Source organism: Pseudomonas sp. KU26590 (assembly GCF_026153515.1).
Taxonomy (GTDB): domain Bacteria; phylum Pseudomonadota; class Gammaproteobacteria; order Pseudomonadales; family Pseudomonadaceae; genus Aquipseudomonas.
In genome coordinates, this window is sequence record NZ_CP110644.1 from 3,078,404 (window position 1) to 3,095,823 (window position 17,420).

A 17,420-nucleotide genomic window follows, 5' to 3' on the forward strand; every position below is an offset into this window, starting at 1 on the left:
GCTATTCCTGTCTGGAATCCCCTGCATGAAAAACATGAATTTTATTTATCGCCGCAAGGCCTCTACCGTGAGCGCAGTCCGTTCACGGTAGAGCCCTCATGCCCGCGCTATCCCCACCCAACACTGAAACCCAACCTCGGCAGTCCATCGTCGAAGAACACTGGAAGCGCAACCTGGCCGTCTGCGTGTTCGGCGCGTTCACCACCATCGTTGCCATGACCCTGCTGCTGCCGTTTCTGCCGCTGTATGTCGAACACCTGGGCGTCAGCGATCAGGCGGCCATCGTGCAGTGGTCGGGGGTGGCGTTTGGCGCGACCTTTCTGTCTGCAGCGCTGACGGCGCCGCTGTGGGGGCGTCTGGGTGATCGCTACGGCCGCAAGCTAATGCTGATCCGTGCCAGCCTGGGCATGGCGGTGGCCATGTCGCTGATCGGACTGGCGGAGAACATTTATCAGTTGGTCGGGCTGCGTTTACTGGCGGGGTTGCTCGGCGGCTATGCCTCCGGCGCGACCATTCTGGTGGCGACGCAAACCCCCAAAGCGCGCACGGGCTGGGCGCTGGGCATGCTCTCGTCAGGCATCATGGCCGGCAATCTGGCCGGGCCGTTGATTGGCGGTTTGTTGCCGCCGCTGGTCGGCATCCGCAACACGTTCTTCCTGGCCGGGGGCGTGATCTTTCTGACCTTCCTTGCCACGCTGTTCCTGATGAAGGAAGCGCCTCGGCCCAAACGCCTGGCTGGCGACGCGAAAGCGCCCGTCGTGCGGGCGTGGGACGTCATCACTGACAAGAAGCCGGTGCTGACCATGCTGGTGGTCGCCTGTCTGGTGATGTTTTCGATCATGTCCATCGAGCCGATCATCACCGTGTACCTGACCCAGTTGCACAGCGAAAACGTCACACTGATGGCCGGGCTGGTGATGTCGGCCACTGCGCTGGCCAGCGTGTTGTCCGCCTCGCGCATCGGCAAACTGGCGGACCGCGTGGGCCACTGGAAGGTGGTCATCGGCTGCCTGAGCGCGGCGGCGATTCTGCTGATACCCCAGGCGTTCGTCAGTCACGCCTGGCAACTGGTGCTGCTGCGTTTTCTCATGGGCATTGCCCTGGGCGGGCTGTTGCCGTGCATCGCGGCGATCATTCGCCATTCGGTGCCCGACGCCGTGGCCGGGCGCATGCTTGGCTACTCCACGTCCTGCCAGTACATCGGCCAGGTGCTCGGGCCACTGACCGGGGGATACCTGGGCGGGCATTTCGGCATGCCGATAGTGTTCATGGTCACTTGCCTGCTGATGGGCGCGTGCGCGATCGGCATGTGGCTGATGCGGCCTCTGATTTTCACTGGGACCGGCTTTCGCCGTGAAGCGCGCGACGTTTGACAAAACCATGACATCCCGCACCGGATAATCGCCGCCGGTGGGGCAACGCCCCGGATTCGAGTACCGCCATGCACGGACCTTCATGGACATCAAACAAAGCCTTAAGCAACGGATTGTCATCGTATTTGCGTTGATGAGCACGCTGGTCGCCGGGGTATTCGCCGTCGGCATCATTGCCACCGTGCACGTGGTCGAAAAGCGCCTGTCAGTCATGAGCCTGGGCGGCAATATGCACCGTCTGCTGGCCGTGGACAGCATCAGCGACTGGCGCCACCGGCCGGAAAAAGACGAGTTGTTCTACGCCGACGAGGGCGTTGACGACCTCGCCATGAGCGACGACCTCAAGGGCCTGCATCCGGGATTTCAGGAGTTCTTTCGCGGCAACAAAGCCTATTACGCCATGGTCTCGGAAGTGAACGGGCGTCACTACGTGCTGCTGCGCGATCAGCGCACATTCCAAAAGCGCGAGCGCATTCTGTTTGGGGTCGTGCTGGTCGGCTTCGTCCTCAGCGTGCTGTTGGCGGTGCTGCTGGGTCGGTTGCTGGCGTCCCGGGTGATCACGCCGGTGTCGCGCCTGGCCAGCCAGGTGCGTCATCGCGATCAGTTGCTGGAACTGGCGCCGGTGCTGGCCAGTGACTACGCCAACGACGAAGTGGGCGCGCTGGCCAGATCCTTCGACGAAACCCTCGGCCGGCTGCGGGCCGCGCTGGGTCGCGAGAAGTTGTTCACCAGCGACGTCAGCCATGAGCTGCGCACGCCGCTCATGGTGCTGGCGACGTCCTGTGAATTGCTGATGGAGTATCCGGCGCTGGACGACCGCTCCCGCACGCAGGTCAAGCGCATCGCCAAGGCCACGGCGGGCATGAACCAACTGGTCGAAACTTTTCTGTTGCTGGCCCGTACCGAGGGCAAAAACGTTCCCCAGGGTCAGCGCTCATCGATGGCGCAGATTGCCGACGAACTGGTCGAGGCCTGGCGTCCTCCCATTGAGGCCAAAGGCCTGCGATTCATTTACCAACAGCTGCAAGCCGACGGCGAAACGCACAACGCACCCTTGCTGCGTTCGGTCATGGGCAATCTGCTGCGCAACGCCTGGCATTACACCGATCAGGGGTTCATTCAGCTGACCCTGCGCAGCGATGGTTTCAGCGTCGAGGACAGCGGCATCGGTATCCCGCTGGAGAAACAGCAAGCCATGTTCCAGCCCTTTGTGCGCGGTGACGAGCAACGCGGGGAGGGGCTGGGTTTGGGGTTGTCGCTGGTCCAGCGAATCTGCGCCAACCAGCACTGGACCGTCACCCTGACCAGCCGTGATGACGGTGGGTGCTGTTTTACCGTGTTGTTGAAACTGGATTCGGCGGGTCAAAAACCGGTTTGAGCACTTTCCGTTGTGCGGCGTGACGACTGACGCCTTCCCGGCTGAAGCCGGTCCCACAGGAGGAATACGTGCTGTCAGTGGGACCGGCTTTAGCCGGGAAGAGGCCGGTGCGACCACCCTTAATTTTGCAGCGAGACGATTGACGCTTTCCCGGCTGAAGCCGGTCCCACAGGAGGAATACGTGCTGTCAGTGGGACCGGCTTTAGCCGGGAAGAGGCCGGTGCGACCACCCTGAATTTTGCAGTGAGACGATTGACGTCTTCCCGGCTGAAGCCGGTCCTACTGGGGTCCGGTTCCCCCGGGAAGCGGCCGGGTAGGAGGCCACTGATTTTCTCTCAGTGACATACACCCCCCGCACTCCACTGGTCCTGTGCACCGCACGAGCGCGAGACCGACGGGTGCACCCCGGAAGCTGGAGCCAATTCGGCCGAATGATAATCACCCGTTCGAATGGATTTCCCGACACGTCTGTCGGCGAATGCGTGCACATCTGTCACCAGAATTGATGATTGCCCTTGGAAAGCTCCCTTAAAAACGGAAGAATGTGCGATCAGTCGCGCACTCAACTCGTAACATTCACGACGCCAATACCGTGGCGGAGGAAGCAAATTTGAATCAGCTAAAACGCCTTCAGAGCGGAATTGAAGGGCTTGATGAGCTGTTAATGGGCGGCTTCGTTGCCGGATCCTCGTACATCATTCAGGGTCGACCGGGCTCGGGCAAAACCATTCTGGCCAACCAGATCGGTTTCAACCACATCCGCAATGGCGGCCGCGTGCTGTTCGCGACCCTGCTCGCCGAGCCCCACGAACGGCTGTTTCAGTTCCTCTCCACCATGAGCTTCTTCGACAAGGACCGGGTCGGCGACCAGATCCAGTTCGTCAGCGCGTTCGACACCATGGAAAACGACGGCCTCGATGAAGTCGTCAAACTGCTGCGCCGGGAGATCGTCCGCCAGAAGTCCACAGTGTTGATCCTCGACGGGCTGCTCAATGCCCGCTCCAAAGCCGAATCCACCCTCAATACCAAGCGTTTCATCTCCGAACTGCAGGGCCACGCGGCCTTCGCCGGTTGTACGGTGTTCTTCCTGACCAGCTCCCGGCTGGACGACGGCAGCCCCGAACACACCATGGTCGACGGCGTGCTGGAAATGGGTGAAGAACTGGTCTGTAACCGTTCCGTGCGCCGCATCAAGGCGCGCAAGACCCGTGGCAGCGGCGCCATCCCCGGCGCCCACGAATGCGAAATCACCGGGAACGGTCTGGTCGTGTACCCGCGCCTCGAAAGCACCATCACCCACTCGGCGCTGCGCGACAGTGCAGAATTCAGCGTCGTCCCCAGCGGCATTGACGCGCTCGATCCCTTGATTGGCGGCGGTCTGGTGGAGTCGTCCGTGACCTTGCTCCTTGGCCCGTCGGGCACCGGCAAGACCACGTTCGGCCTCAACTTCCTCGCTCGCTCGACGGCCGAGGAACCTGGGCTGTTGTTCGGCTTCTACGAATCCCCGCAGCGCCTTCGGGTAAAGGCGGCGGCGCTCGGGCTGGATTTCGAGGCGCTGGAACGTTCCGGTGCGCTGCACATCGTCTGGAGGTCAGTGACCACCGAGCTGATCGACAAGCTCGCCCTCGACCTGCTGCGGATCGTCAAAGACAAGGGCATCAAGCGGGTGTTTCTGGACAGTCTCGGCGGTATGGCCCGGGCCTCTGCCGATCAGGCGCGGATTCTTGACCTGTTCAACGCCCTGATGAGTGAGCTGCGTGCCCGTGGTGTCACGGTGGTGGCGAGCTGGGAAATCCGCGGCCTGCTCGGCGGTAAGGTCGACGCCCCGGCCCCGGACCTGTCGGGCATCGTCGACAACCTCATGCTGATCCGCTTTGCCCAGTCATCCGCAGGGCTGGCCCGGCAGCTGTCGATCCTCAAAATCCGAGATAACCCCTATGACCCGGCCCTGCTGGACGTCTTGATCGGCGATCAGGGTCTGACTGTGAAAAAGGCTGTGTTCCATGCCCTTGACGATTCAGGCAATGCGACGGCGTAACGGTTGTCTTCGAGACGATGTTCGCTCGACAGCGCGGAGGGCTGCATGACCACCATTCTGATTGTCGATGATGAATACCTCATCGCCGACATACTGAGCTTCGCGCTGGAAGACGAAGGCTACCTGACCGTCACCGCCGGCAGCGGGCTGAAGGCGCTGGGCATACTCGAGCGTGAGCGTCCGCAGCTCATCATTACCGATTACATGATGCCCGGGATGAACGGCATCGAGCTGGCGGAAGCGGTGCGCGTCAATCAGAGCCTGGGGCAGATCCCTATTGTGCTCATGAGCGGTGCGCAGTCTCATCTGGGCGTCGCCCGGCCCGATCTGTTCAGCAAGGTGTTCGACAAGCCGTTCGAGATCAGCGCCGTGCTTGAGGCGGTGCGCGAACTGCTGGGCGCTTGCGAGGGCGCTCAGCCGGAAGCGGTCACTGCTTCGCCTTGAGCGCCTCGACACTCAGGCGGATGTCCTTGGCCCATCTGTCGAGCACCGGTTTGACGGCGTCCAGGGTCAGCTGCGCCTTGTTGATCTGCTGCTACACAGACGCTGGCAGTTAACTCGGTTTTTTGAAGGTGATGGTGCGGAGTCGAGGTTATAGCCGCTGCCGCAGCCGGGGCGCAGAAAGCCTCACTGGATGCAGGGGATGCTTTTTGTGGGACCGGCTTCAGCCGGGAAGAGTCCGGTACAGACGCCATCGATTGTGCAGCGCGGCAGATGATGCGGGGAGTGGATATAAATCAAGGAAGTAGGGCGGCGGTGAGACCGCCCTCGGGCGAATCAACGGCCGTCAGCGACCTTGCGTTCGATTTCCGCTGATTTCTTGTTCAGTTCTTCCGCGTCCTGTTCCTTTTCCCGAATGGAGGTTGGCGTGATGACCTCGTCCACCGCGCGGGTGTCGTCGTCCGGGTCGTTGAGGTCCCGCGCTACGACATTCACAGGTTTGCCTGCGCTGTCGAGGGTTGGCGCGTCGGGCTGCGTGACGTTGCGTGGGTCGACCGGGGTGTCGTTGCTCATGGGTTCATCCTCGCTGTGGTGTATGAAGGTTGGATGTGTGGGCGGTCGGCGAGTTCGGGTTTTTTTCGACGTCGCGCGAACCTGATCTGAAGCCGATCAACGTTGCTCCACCAGATTGAGAAAACGTCGGGTGCGCTCGTTCTGCGGATCCACCAGCACTTCAGTCGGCGAGCCATCGGCGACGATGCGCCCGGCCTCCATGAACAGCACGCGGTCGGCAATGTCCTGGGCGAACTTCATTTCGTGGGTCACCAGCAGCATGGTCATCTGCTGCTCGTGGGCGATGGCGCGAATCACCGCCAGCACTTCACCGACCAGCTCCGGATCGAGGGCGGAGGTGACCTCGTCGAACAGCATCACCTGGGGTCGCATGGCCAGCGCCCGAGCGATCGCCACGCGCTGTTGTTGCCCGCCGGATAGCTGCGCGGGATAGGCGTCGGCCTTGTGGCTCAAACCGACCAGCCCGAGGTATTGATGGGCGCGCTCCAGGGCCTCTTCGCGGCTCAGCTTGAGCACTTGCAGCGGCGCCTCAGTGACGTTCTGCTGCACGGTCAGGTGGGGGAACAGGTTGAACTGCTGAAACACCATGCCGACGCGGTGCACCACCGGCGGCTTTTTCGCGCCCGGCCAGTGCCACCCGCCCGACTTGGCCGGCACCGACGCGCCGGCCACCTCGATGCTGCCGTGCTGATAGGCCTCAAGGCCCTTGATCAGGCGCAGCACGGTGGATTTGCCCGAACCGCTGGGGCCGATCAAGGCGACTTTCTGGCCGGCGGGAATGCTCAGGTCCAGGTGATCGATGACCCGGGTCGCGCCGAAGTTTTTCACCACTTGCTTGAGGAGGATCTGCGGCGAAGCGCCGGGCAGAGCGTGTGCAAGATCAGACATGGCTGCGCCTCTCGAAATATTTGAACAACAGGGAGGTCGGCACGCTGATCGCCAGAAACATCAGCGCCATCACCGTGTAGGGCTCGTTGTAGCGGTAGGTCATGCCGGCGATCTGTTTGGCTGCCTGGAACAACTCGGGAATGGTGATTACCGCCAGCAGCGGGGTTTCCTTGAACATGCCGATCAGGTAATTGCCAAGCACCGGCAGCATGGGCTTGAGGGCCTGGGGCAGGACGATCCTTCGCCACGTCGTTGCACGGTCGAAATCCAGGGCCCTGGCCGCCTCCCATTGACCGGCTGGCACGCCTTCGATGGCGCCGCGAAAGGCTTCGGCAATGTAGGCCGCGTAATACAGGCCGAGCCCGATGACTCCGGTGGAAATCGCCGGCAGGGTCAGGCCGGCCAGGGGCAGGGCGAAGAACAGCACGTAGAGCTGCACCATTAGCGGCGTGTGCCGAAAGAAACTCAGGTAGCCGGCGCTCAATCGTTGCACCAGCGTGTTTTTCGAGCGTTGAGCGATGGCCAGCAGCAGACCGAGCAGCACCGCCAGCACAAAGCCGAGGATCACGACTTGCAGCGTCACCAGCAGGCCCTGAAACAGATCGGGGACGATGGACCAGGCGAAGGCGTAATCGAAGTTCATGGTGCGACCCCGCGACGCCAGTGGGTGACCCGTCGCTCATAGCGCTTGACCAGCCAGCTGAGGGGCCAGGCCATGACGAAATAACACACCAGCACAATGCTCCAGATCAGCGTCTGCTGGCCCAGGGTGGTGATCAGTTGACCGCCGGAGAAGGTCAGGTCGCTGAGGGTGATGAGCGACACCAGCGAGGTGGTCTTCAGCAGTTCGACCAGTTGATTGCCCATCGGCGGCAGCATGAAGGGCAAGGCCTGGGGCAGGATGATTCGGCGAAACGCCGTGATCGCGTCGAAGTCCAGGGCTTTGATCGCGTCCCGTTGGCCACGTGCGACATTGCTCAGGGCCGAGCGCACAATTTCGGAACCGTAAGCGGAAAAGGTCAGGCCCAGGCCGAGAACGCCGGTGGTCATCGGCGCCAGGGTGACGCCGAACAGCGGCAGGATGAAGAACAGGTAGAACAGCAGCACCAGGGCGGAGATGCCACGCAGGATTTCGACGTAGACCGTCGCGATCCAGCGCAGCGCGCGCCACGGCGACAGGCGCATCAGCGCGATGACAAACGACATCACCACCACGACGACTTGGGCGAAGAAAGTGATTTCCAGGGTGACCAGTGCGCCGTTGGCCAGTTGGCGGGCGATGAAGCGCGCGGTGTCCAGGGTAGAAGCATCAAAAAGCATGGGCCGTACTCATATGGGCTGGGGCCGTCATGTCGCGGGGCGAAAAATCAACTTTGCGGTGTGCCTATCGACGCCTTCCCGGCTAAAGCCGGTCCCACTGACTGCATGCGATCCCACAGTAGGACCGGCTTCAGCCGGGAACAGGCCCGTGCTGACGCCTTCGATTTTGCAGTGTGCCTATCGACGCCTTCCCGGCTAAAGCCGGTCCTACAATGGCGCCGGCATCATCATCATCATCATCATCGTCGGCGTCGGCGTCGGCGTCGGCGTCGACATCGGCATCAGCGGTTGCAGCGTTGCTCGGCGGTGACGTCTGCGGGTGGCAGTTCGTTTTCGGTGTAGCCGTACTTCTGCAGGATCTTCAGCAGGTCGCCGGACGCGCGCAGTTTCGCCAGTTGCTCGTTGAACGCCTGGGTGAACGCCGGATCGTTTTTCGGCAGGCCGTAGGCGTGGTAATTCCAGGTCGGTTTGCCGTCGGCGTCCGGGATCTGCTCGAACGGCAGGGCCCGTTCAACCGGCGTGCCGTCGGCTTTTTTCAGCAGGCCGATGATCTCCGCATCGGGGAAGTACACCACGTCGACGCGATCGGCCTGCAGCGCGGCGAGTGCTTCGGTGTCTTTGTCGAAGAGCACGACGTTGCCATTGCTGATGCCGCTGTCCTTGGCTTCCTGCACCTGATTGCTGCCGGGCTGCGTTGCCAGGCGCGCCTTGCCGTTGGCCGCGACGTCCTTGAGGCTGTGCAGCTTCAGCGGGTTGCCGGCCTTGACCAGAAACGCGCCACCGGAGCGGGTGACCGGGTTGGAATAGCCGATCACTTTGCAGCGCGCCGGGTTGATGAACAGGCCGGCACCGATCAGATCGAAACGGCCTGCCGCAAGACCCGGCACCAGCGAGCCGAACTCGGTGATCGGCAGCTCAACCTTGCTGATACCCAGCGGTTCGAGAATGGCCCGGAGAATTTCGACGTTGGCGCCGACGACTTTCCCGTCGGTGCCCACGTAGGCATAGGGTTGCTCGTTGGCGATGCCGGCGGTCAGGCCCTGACTGCGGCCCTTTTCCAGCAGGCCGGCGACGGCGGAGAACGAAAGCACGGCGTTCAGCACCAGGGCGGAGCCGAATGCGACAGACATCGAACGGGGAATGTTGCCAAAAATGTTACGACGATTGGGCATGGCGGACTCGTGACGTCAATGAGGGCAGGAGAGCGGAAGCCGCGAATCATAAGAGTCTAAAAAAGATTAGATAAATATCTTTTAGTTATTAGGTTATGCATTTAGGCCCGATCAATTCGGGCCATGCGCCGGTAACCGTATTCCCCTTGGACCGCTCTGGCAAGGCGGTCTTGGGGAATCTTCCTGGTCGGTCAGGCTGTTGTTCAGGTTTGGCGGTGCGGCAGTTTCCAGCCCGCGCGAACGAAATGGCAGGTGTAGCCATTCGGAATACGCTCCAGGTAATCCTGATGCTCGGGCTCGGCTTCCCAGAATGGCCCGGCCGGGGCGATTTCGGTGACAACTTTGCCCGGCCACAGGCCCGAAGCGTCGACATCGGCGACGGTGTCCAGCGCTACGGCTTTCTGTTGTTCGCTCAAGTAGAAAATCGCCGAGCGATAGCTCACGCCCTTGTCATTGCCCTGACGGTTCGGGGTCGACGGGTCGTGAATCTGGAAGAAGAATTCGAGAATCTGACGGTAGCTGATGATCTCGGGATCGAAGACGATTTCAATGGCTTCAGCGTGGGTGCCGTGGTTGCGATAGGTGGCGTTGTCAACGTCGCCACCGGAGTAGCCGACGCGGGTCGACACGACGCCGGGGTAGCGGCGCAGCAAGTCCTGCATGCCCCAGAAGCAGCCTCCGGCAAGCAGCGCGGTTTCGGTGTGGGTGGTCATGGGCAAGTCCTTCCAGCTATTAACGGGGTGTGTCAGGTACGCAGCGCAGTGTGCGTGTCTGCGAGCCTGTTTGCGAGTGCGCGGCGCAACGGCCGCCCTTGAAGATCAGATGATTGATGCGCGCACTCGTTCAGTCGCCGCCGAACTGCTGACGGTATTGGCCGGGCGTCATGCCGATGCGCTCGCTGAACGCCTTGCGCATGTGCCGCGCGCTGCCGAAGCCGCAGCGACTGGCCACGACCTTGAGCGGCAGGTCGCTGCCTTCGAGCAGTTTGCGTGAATGGTCGATGCGCGCGTTGAGCAGGAATTGCATGGGCGTCAGGCTGACTTCGCGCTGGAACGCCCGGGCGAAATTGCGCGGGCTCATCGCCGCCAGGTCGGCCATGCGCTGCACGGTGTACGCCTCATCAATATGGTCGACGACGTACGCCTGCACCCGGGCAATCGCGCTGTCATCCCGGGGCACAGCCGCCAGCAGCGGGCCGTAGGGCGTTTGTCCGCCCTGACGCTTCATCACCACCAGCAGCACTTTGGCCACTTCCAGAGCGATGTCTTTGCCGTGGTCTTCGGCGACGATCGCCAGGGCCATGTCGATCCCCGCCGTAATACCCCCGGAGGTGATCAGGTTGCGGTCCACGACGTAGATCTGTTCGGTTTCGACGCGGGACGCGGGGAACCGCCGGGCCAGGCGCTCGACGTAATTCCAGTGGGTGGTGCAGCGGTAACCGTCGAGCAGGCCGGCGTCACCCAGCAGAAACGCGCCGGTGCAAACCGCGCCGAAACGCCGGGCGCCCTGGGCCGCAGCCGGCAGCCAGGCGGTGAGCTGAGGGTGGCTGACGCCGTATGCGCCGGGCCCGCCGGGGACCAGCAGCAGGTCGATGTCGGCCGGCAGGTCGTCCAGCGCCAGGTCCGCCTGAACCTTGAGCCCGCAGGAGCTGCGGATGAGCAGCGGGCGTTCGGCGACGGTGATCAGTCGGTACTGTTTCTCCGTCGTCAGCAGTCGATTGGAAATCGAAAAGACGTCCATGGGACCGGTCACGTCGAGCATGAGCACGTCGTTGAACAGCACCATCGCCACTGTCTTTTGCTTGGGAATGTCGCGCATGCCTCGATCGCCTATTCATTGCCGCCATTGCCAGGGCAGGGGGCACGAGCCTGAAACCAGGCGGCATTCTAGGGGATTGCGCGGACGGATGTGAATCAGGAGCGCGCTTGTCGGCGATGGCGTCGGAACAGTTGCCGTAGAGTTATTGACCACCGCGATCGCTGCAGGAGCCGGCTTGCTGGCGAAGGCGGCATGTCAGCCGCCGAACGGGTCACAGACAAATCGCGCTCGCCAGCAAGCCGGCTCCAACGGATCCTGCGTACCACATGGGTAACCAATCGCCGTAAAAAACCAATGCAGGCGCGCGCTTGCCCGCGAATGGGCGTTTGGTGATGTGCCGCCTGTTCATCGCCTTTGAGCGGACTGGGGTTGGCAAGTCGTTAGCGGGGTTGTCGGGTTGATGGTCAGCCTAACGCCAGCCGGTCAGTAACAGCACGTTGGCAGCTGAACGCGAATGCGTGCGCCACCGCTGGCCGAGGCTTGTGCCCAGATGCGCCCGTGGTGCGCGTTGACCACCGCGCGACAGATCGCCAGGCCGACGCCGAGGCCGCTGCCCTTGGTGGTGTAGAACGCGCCGAAGATCTGTTCGCGACGATCTGCCGGGATGCCCGGGCCGTTGTCCTCGATGCACACTTCGACGCCGTCATTGAGGGTGAATGAATGGATGCGCAGGACAGCAGCGTCGCCGCCACAACCGGCCATGGCTTCCACGGCATTGGTGATCAGATTGACCAGCAACTGCTGCAGCTGCACCGCATCGGCAACGATGGACTGATCGACGAACAAACCGGTTTCAAGCCGCACCCGCTGTGCAGTAAGCGCAGGCTGGGTGAGGAGAATGGCTTCGCGAATGACGTCGTCAATCTTCAGGCTCTGCAGCTGTAAAGGTGCCTGGCGGGCCAGCGCGCCCAGGGCCTTGACGATGTTGGCGGCACGTTCGCAGCCAGCGCGCAGGTCCTTCAGACCGGCGATGGCTTCTTCGACATCCGGCACGTCGCGCTGCAGCCAGCGCAGGCATGCGGCGGCATTGGCGGCGATGCCCAGAAGGGGCTGGCAGATTTCATGGGCGATGGAGGCGCTGAACTCGGCCATCTTGCGGGCGTGAAGGCTTTGGGCGTAATCGCTTAGCGCGGCGGCGTTCTGGTGGCAGGGATTGGCAAGACGCGCTGTCGGGTCCGCGAGGGGATGTAGAGAAGGGTACCGAACCGCGTCCGGCCAGTGTTGTTCCGCTGGCTGCGGGAAGCGGGTGTAGAGAGGAGATTGATGTTCGTCCAGCATCGTAGCCCCCGGCGGTTCGAAGTCCTGTGCTTCGTCGCCCTTGAGTATACGCAGCGTGTCCGGCTTGAAACGGGGGCGAGGGCGCTTTGGCAGGAACGAGCACCCTGATGTCTGTCAGAGTCCCCACACTGGGTGAACGGAACGCCAGGACCGCGTTTCGGTGGCGCCCGGTAGGACTGGCTTTAGCCGGGAAGGCGTCAGTTGTCACACCGGAAACTGATGGTCTACACACCGGCCTCTTCCCGGCTGAAGCCGGTCCCACTGAATGACCGCGATCACATTGCAGGACTGGCTTTAGCCGGGAAGAGGCCAGTGTCTGCTTCGCGAGCTGATTGTGCGCCGCTGATCGGTGTAGGAGCGCGCTTGCCCGCGAAGAGGCAGGTACATCCGACGCATACTGGTCGTCCGTGACTACGGTTTCGCGGGCAAGCGCGCTCCTATATTCAGATACGGGGCACGTCAATTGCTCTGCGGCGTGACACCGTCCTATTCCCGGCTAAAGCCGGTCCCACTGCAGATCTCCGGTCCTACGAGGGATATGCGGTGTCAGGCGGCTCGTCTTAGATGCTGCCCTCGCTTTCGATCACCAGAATCCGCGCTTCACCCAGCGGGTGGGCAACGTGGGCCGTGCCCATGGAGGCGTAGAAAATATCGCCGGGTTGCAGCACGGTTTTCTCCTCGACGCCGTCCTGCTTGAAGCGCATCTCCACTTGCCCGTCCAGCACCACAAACACCTCCTGACCATCATTGACGTGCCATTTGTACGGCTGATCCGTCCAGTGCAGTCGCGTGGTGATGCCGTTCATGTTGGCAATGTCCAGCGCGGCCCACGGGCGGTCACCGGTGAAGTCTTTGCTGCGGATGATGTTCATGGGGTGCCTGTTCAATAGTAGGTCTTTGACCGATGGGCTGCGTTGTTGCGTTGTTGCGGTGTCAGGTTGGCCCAACGTTCGATGTGCGGAATGATAAGCGCGCGACTGCCGAGTGCAACGGCTCGCGAGTGCAGGAGGGGTCAAAAGCGCAAGATTTTGCAAGTGGCTCTGCCTGCGCCCGATGTCCGGAATCATTGCGGATCTGACATTGCCGGGTCTGCGGGTGCGCTTTAGACTCCCGGCCATCCACTAGACGACTGGTCTACGCCGGCCGATCCGGTCACCACTTTCAATGCTTTGAACGGAGTATCACCCATGTCCACGCAACCCTTGCTCACCCACGTAACGCTGGGCCGGCACGTGCTGAAAAACCGCATTGCCTTCCCGCCGTTGACCCGCCAGAGAAGCCTGCAGCCGGGTGATATCGCTTCGGACCTGATGGCGACCTATTACCAGCAGCGTACGTCCGCCGGTTTCATGATCACCGAAGGCACTCAGATCGAGCCTCGTGGCCAGGGTTATGCGTGGACACCGGGCATGTACAGCGCCGAGCAGGTCGAAGGCTGGCGCAAAGTGACCGACGCGGTGCACGCGGAAGAGGGCGTGATCTTCGCTCAGCTTTGGCATGTGGGTCGCGTGTCCCACCACGCGCTGCAGCCCAACGGCGAAGCACCGGTCGCCCCCTCGGCGATCCCGGCGGCCAACGCCAAAGCGTTCATCGAAACCGCGCCGGGCGCAGGACAGCTCGTGGTGCCGCCGACGCCTCGCGCCCTGACCGTCGAAGAAATCCGCGCGTTGGTGAAGCTGTACGCCCAGGCCGCGAAAAATGCGATTGAAGCAGGCTTTGACGGCGTGGAAATTCACGCGGCGAACGGTTATCTGGTCAACCAGTTCATCTCCGAGCACGCCAACCACCGCGATGACGAATACGGCGGTTCGCTGGAAAACCGTCTGCGCTTCTTGCGCGAGATCGTCACCGCCGTCGCCGAAGCCGTGGGCGCGGACCGTCTGGGCGTGCGCTTCTCGCCGCTGTTCGCCAGCACCGATGAAGAACGCGTCTACATCGGCTTGGTGGAAAGCGACCCGCAGCACACCTACGTCGAAGCCATCAAGGTCCTGGAAAACGCAGGCGTCGCCTACGTCTCCATCGCCGAAGCCGACTGGGACAACGCCCCCGAACTGCCGGAAACCTTCCGCAAAGCCATCCGTGAAGCCTTCAGCGGACGCATCATGTACGCCGGTCGCTACACCGCTGAACGCGGCAACCGCCTGATCGACGCCGGCCTGGCCGACCTCATCGCCTTCGGTCGCCCCTTCATCGCCAACCCCGACCTGCCGGCACGCATCGCCAACGGCTGGCCCCTCAACCCCGTCAACCCGGCCACGCTGTATGGCGGGACTGAAGTGGGCTATGTCGATTACCCGTTTTATAAGGCTGGCGAATAAAACCCCTCGCCTCATCCCGGATCGAGCACAGACGCGGACGCGGAGCGTCACAGGGATGCGTTCCCACGCGGAACGTGGGAACGATCATTCGCGGTGGATGCACTGGCCTCTTCCCGGCTAAAGCCGGTCCCACTACGCATGCAGTCTGGGGCCGGTGCAACGATCAATTATCTGCATCTGGTCAGCGGTTGATCTGTGTTTGATTCTGGCCGGCAGGCCGTAGGAGCCGGCTTGCTGGCGAATGCGTAGGGTCAGTCGATTTCATTAGTGCTGACCCACCGCGTTCGCCAGCAAGCCGGCTCCTATGTATGGACTCGCCTCCACTGTCTACCCGCTTTTCAACACCGCCACCCGGTTGCATCTATGTATAAGGCCTGTTCGAGGAAGCCGCTCTGGGCTTCTGGCCAACATTGGTTGAGCTCGCGGTATGCCTATTACAGTCAGGCCTCAAGGGCCAGTAGGAGCCAAGGCATCTATCCGCGACGGTCTTACCTGGGGTCAATGTTTTCTAGCAGGGGCAGGAGCGCTTTTGCGCCCCGGTGGCAGAACGCTTTGGATCAGTGACTCATCGCCGCCGCCTGCCTATTGGACGGCTCACGACGATAAGTCTGATCATTCTGTAAAAGCGACCAGATGATGCGCAGGTTGCGGTTCGCCAGCCGTACGGCGGCTTTTTTGCTTCCCAGACGGCTCAGCCACTGCAACAGCCGACGGTCATCCGGCTGCTCGGAGTCGTGCCGCAGCTGCCTCAACACTGCATGAGCACCCTGTATCGCCAGGCTGCGGATGTACCCATCACCACGCTTGGTCATTCGACCCAGGCGAACCCGCTCTCCTGAGCTGTTTTGATCGGGCACCAGGCCGAAGTAGGCCGCAAACATGCGCGCGTCAGCGAATCGCTCAGGCCGGGTTTGCTTGGCTACTATCGCGGTGGCAATGATCGGCCCGACACCGCGTATGGTCATCAGCCGCACGGCGGTCTTGTCCCGTTTCGCAGCAACCTCCAGACGCCCGGTCAATACACTGACTCGCTCGCCCAAATGGCGCCATTCGCCCAGCAACTCGTCGATCAGTTCGCGCAACATCTCCGGCAACGGCTGGGTAGCGTCTTCCAGTACCCGAGGTACTTTCTGGCTGATCGCCACCTCGCCTTGCGCCATGGCGACGCCGTGCTCGAGCAGCAAACCGCGCATCTGGTTACCCACTGCTGTGCGCCGACGCACGTAACCTTGGCGAATACGGTGCAATGCCTGCATGGCCAACTCCGCGGCACTTTTGATGGGCACTGCCGAAATTCTGCTGTCGCGGCCCGCGCGCAATATTGCGAGCGCATCGTTGCGATCATTCTTGGCGCCGCTGCGATGATCAGCGACGCGCCCGGCTGGAAGTATGCGTGCCAGATTGCCCTGATCTTGCAGCTGCCGCGCCCAGGCTTGAGCGCCCGGACCGGTTTCCATGAGAACGATAACGTGCGGTTCGAGCTTGCACAAAAATGCGTAGAAGGCTTCTCGTGACTTGATCCGCTCCTCATAGAGCACCTGGCCCAAGGCATCTTCACCAGCGATCTGAAAGACCCGCTTGGCAAGATCAATCGCCACGGTGGTGCATGCCGGGAGATCGGATGAAGACAGAGACTGATTAACCGTCGTATGCTTTTTCATGGACTCGCCCTCGCTGTCGTTGGCTGTTTAGACTGCCACCGTGGCGCATTGACGCCTCGGCCTGGGCGAGTCCATCCAATTACAGAGGAAAGCATTCAGTCAGTGGCACCGGCTTCAGCCGGGAAGCAGTTGATCCGACTGTGATCCGCTTGTGATCTGCCTTTGATCTTCGTACACAGGAAGTCTAGGCGACACCAATCGCGACTTGGGTGCAGGCTGAACGCAGGTCTCGCGCAGTGGGCCGAGCCGCATGGATGCGGCGAGAGCGCCGTCAGGACATGGATGTCCGTTCGGCGCGGGCCCACGGAGCGGGACCGGAGTGAAGGAACCCTGACGAAGGAAGGGCCCAACCAGGAGCAGGCACTTTTGCTTACTTTTGGTGCTTTTCAAAAGTAAGTCGCCGAAGGCGAAACAGTCTGCCCCCAGGCAGACGCTCTTAAGCTTCTACTCCCGCGTAGCGACCTCATCCAGATGATTAAGCAACGCCAGCGGATCCTCATACACCCGCAATGCCCCGGCGCGCTCCAACTCGCTCACGTCATACCCTCCGGACAACAGCCCGATCCCCGTCGCCTTACACCGCCGCGCCGCCAGCATGTCCCAGATCGCATCACCGACCACCAGACAATCCTCGATCCTCGCGTCAATCTTCTTCGCCGCCGTCACAAACAAATCCGGGTCCGGCTTGCCGTTCTTCACATCATCGCGCGTAATCAGATTGATCTTCTTCGGGTCCAGACCCAACGCCCTCAAATTGATCTTCGCCGTCGACATCTCCCCACTGGTCGCGATGCACCAGGAAAAACCCTCATCGTCCAGCGTCTTCAGCAAATCCACAGCCCCGGGCAGGGCGATGATCTGATCCTGAGTGCTCTCATACGCCTCGGCGTGCTTCTTGCTCAACCGCTCGGCCTGCGCCTCACTGATCTCCATCCCGGTCTCCCGGGACAGCATCTTCAGCATCAAGCCGCCGCTCATCCCGATCTTGCGGTGGATGCGCCACATCGCCAGGGGAATGTCTTCCGAATCGAGGGCCTCCTTCCACGCCGACACGTTCTGGTAAACGCTGTCAGTCAACGTGCCGTCGAGGTCGAACAAAAATGAAGTATTGGATCGCATGGTCTGGGCTCCGTTAGTAAACGTGTCATCCGCTGACAGTGAT

At 61.8% G+C, this 17,420-nt stretch carries 16 protein-coding genes; 5 read left to right on the forward strand and 11 right to left on the reverse strand.

Features of this window, described 5'->3' with window-relative positions:
- The first annotated feature begins 98 nt into the window (after positions 1 to 98).
- From OKW98_RS13485 to OKW98_RS13500, 4 genes are all read left to right on the forward strand, one after another.
- Positions 99 to 1,373, forward strand: coding sequence for an MFS transporter (locus OKW98_RS13485; protein ID WP_265389604.1), 1,275 nt, complete (start codon positions 99 to 101; stop codon positions 1,371 to 1,373).
- A gap of 82 nt (positions 1,374 to 1,455) precedes the next feature.
- Entirely contained in the window at positions 1,456 to 2,751 is a 1,296-nt protein-coding gene (locus tag OKW98_RS13490; protein WP_265389605.1) for a sensor histidine kinase, read from the forward strand.
- Between the two features lie 610 nt (positions 2,752 to 3,361).
- Positions 3,362 to 4,789 (forward strand): ATPase domain-containing protein, encoded by a 1,428-nt coding sequence (locus OKW98_RS13495; RefSeq protein ID WP_265389606.1) that lies wholly within the window; start codon positions 3,362 to 3,364, stop codon positions 4,787 to 4,789.
- A gap of 45 nt (positions 4,790 to 4,834) precedes the next feature.
- Positions 4,835 to 5,233 (forward strand): response regulator, encoded by a 399-nt coding sequence (locus OKW98_RS13500; RefSeq protein ID WP_265389607.1) that lies wholly within the window; start codon positions 4,835 to 4,837, stop codon positions 5,231 to 5,233.
- Positions 5,234 to 5,566: 333 nt separating this feature from the next.
- Here the strand turns inward: OKW98_RS13500 and OKW98_RS13505 are convergent, their stop codons facing one another.
- The 9 genes from OKW98_RS13505 to OKW98_RS13545 form a co-directional block, all read right to left on the reverse strand.
- Complete coding sequence (locus OKW98_RS13505) at positions 5,567 to 5,803, reverse strand: hypothetical protein (protein WP_265389608.1); 237 nt, start codon at positions 5,801 to 5,803, stop codon at positions 5,567 to 5,569.
- Positions 5,804 to 5,899: 96 nt separating this feature from the next.
- Complete coding sequence (locus OKW98_RS13510) at positions 5,900 to 6,691, reverse strand: amino acid ABC transporter ATP-binding protein (protein ID WP_265389609.1); 792 nt, start codon at positions 6,689 to 6,691, stop codon at positions 5,900 to 5,902.
- On the reverse strand, positions 6,684 to 7,334 hold the full coding sequence (ehuD, locus tag OKW98_RS13515; RefSeq protein WP_265389610.1) for an ectoine/hydroxyectoine ABC transporter permease subunit EhuD: 651 nt from the start codon (positions 7,332 to 7,334) through the stop codon (positions 6,684 to 6,686). Before ehuD ends, OKW98_RS13510 begins: the two co-directional genes overlap by 8 nt.
- A complete protein-coding gene (gene ehuC, locus OKW98_RS13520; protein ID WP_265389611.1) occupies positions 7,331 to 8,011 on the reverse strand; it encodes an ectoine/hydroxyectoine ABC transporter permease subunit EhuC in 681 nt (226 codons plus the stop codon). Before ehuC ends, ehuD begins: the two co-directional genes overlap by 4 nt.
- 281 nt (positions 8,012 to 8,292) lie before the next feature.
- A complete protein-coding gene (gene ehuB / locus OKW98_RS13525; protein ID WP_265389612.1) occupies positions 8,293 to 9,183 on the reverse strand; it encodes an ectoine/hydroxyectoine ABC transporter substrate-binding protein EhuB in 891 nt (296 codons plus the stop codon).
- Between the two features lie 203 nt (positions 9,184 to 9,386).
- Entirely contained in the window at positions 9,387 to 9,896 is a 510-nt protein-coding gene (msrA, locus tag OKW98_RS13530; RefSeq protein WP_265389613.1) for a peptide-methionine (S)-S-oxide reductase MsrA, read from the reverse strand.
- Positions 9,897 to 10,026: 130 nt separating this feature from the next.
- Positions 10,027 to 11,001, reverse strand: a complete 975-nt coding sequence (locus tag OKW98_RS13535; protein WP_265389614.1) for a GlxA family transcriptional regulator — start codon at positions 10,999 to 11,001, stop codon at positions 10,027 to 10,029.
- Positions 11,002 to 11,424: 423 nt separating this feature from the next.
- Positions 11,425 to 12,279 carry a sensor histidine kinase gene (locus OKW98_RS13540; RefSeq protein ID WP_265385190.1) on the reverse strand — a complete coding sequence of 285 codons (855 nt, stop codon included), beginning with the start codon at positions 12,277 to 12,279 and terminating at the stop codon, positions 11,425 to 11,427.
- A 560-nt stretch (positions 12,280 to 12,839) separates the two neighbouring features.
- Complete coding sequence (locus tag OKW98_RS13545; protein ID WP_265385191.1) at positions 12,840 to 13,151, reverse strand: cupin domain-containing protein; 312 nt, start codon at positions 13,149 to 13,151, stop codon at positions 12,840 to 12,842.
- A 315-nt stretch (positions 13,152 to 13,466) separates the two neighbouring features.
- Between OKW98_RS13545 and OKW98_RS13550 the strand changes: the two genes are divergently transcribed.
- Positions 13,467 to 14,597: an alkene reductase gene (locus OKW98_RS13550; protein WP_265385192.1), complete on the forward strand. Its 1,131-nt coding sequence runs from the start codon at positions 13,467 to 13,469 to the stop codon at positions 14,595 to 14,597.
- A gap of 557 nt (positions 14,598 to 15,154) precedes the next feature.
- Here OKW98_RS13550 and OKW98_RS13555 read toward each other — a convergent pair.
- A complete protein-coding gene (locus tag OKW98_RS13555; protein ID WP_265385193.1) occupies positions 15,155 to 16,258 on the reverse strand; it encodes an IS110 family transposase in 1,104 nt (367 codons plus the stop codon).
- 444 nt (positions 16,259 to 16,702) lie between these two features.
- Entirely contained in the window at positions 16,703 to 17,377 is a 675-nt protein-coding gene (locus tag OKW98_RS13560; RefSeq protein WP_265385194.1) for an HAD family hydrolase, read from the reverse strand.
- Between the last annotated feature and the right edge of the window lie 43 nt (positions 17,378 to 17,420).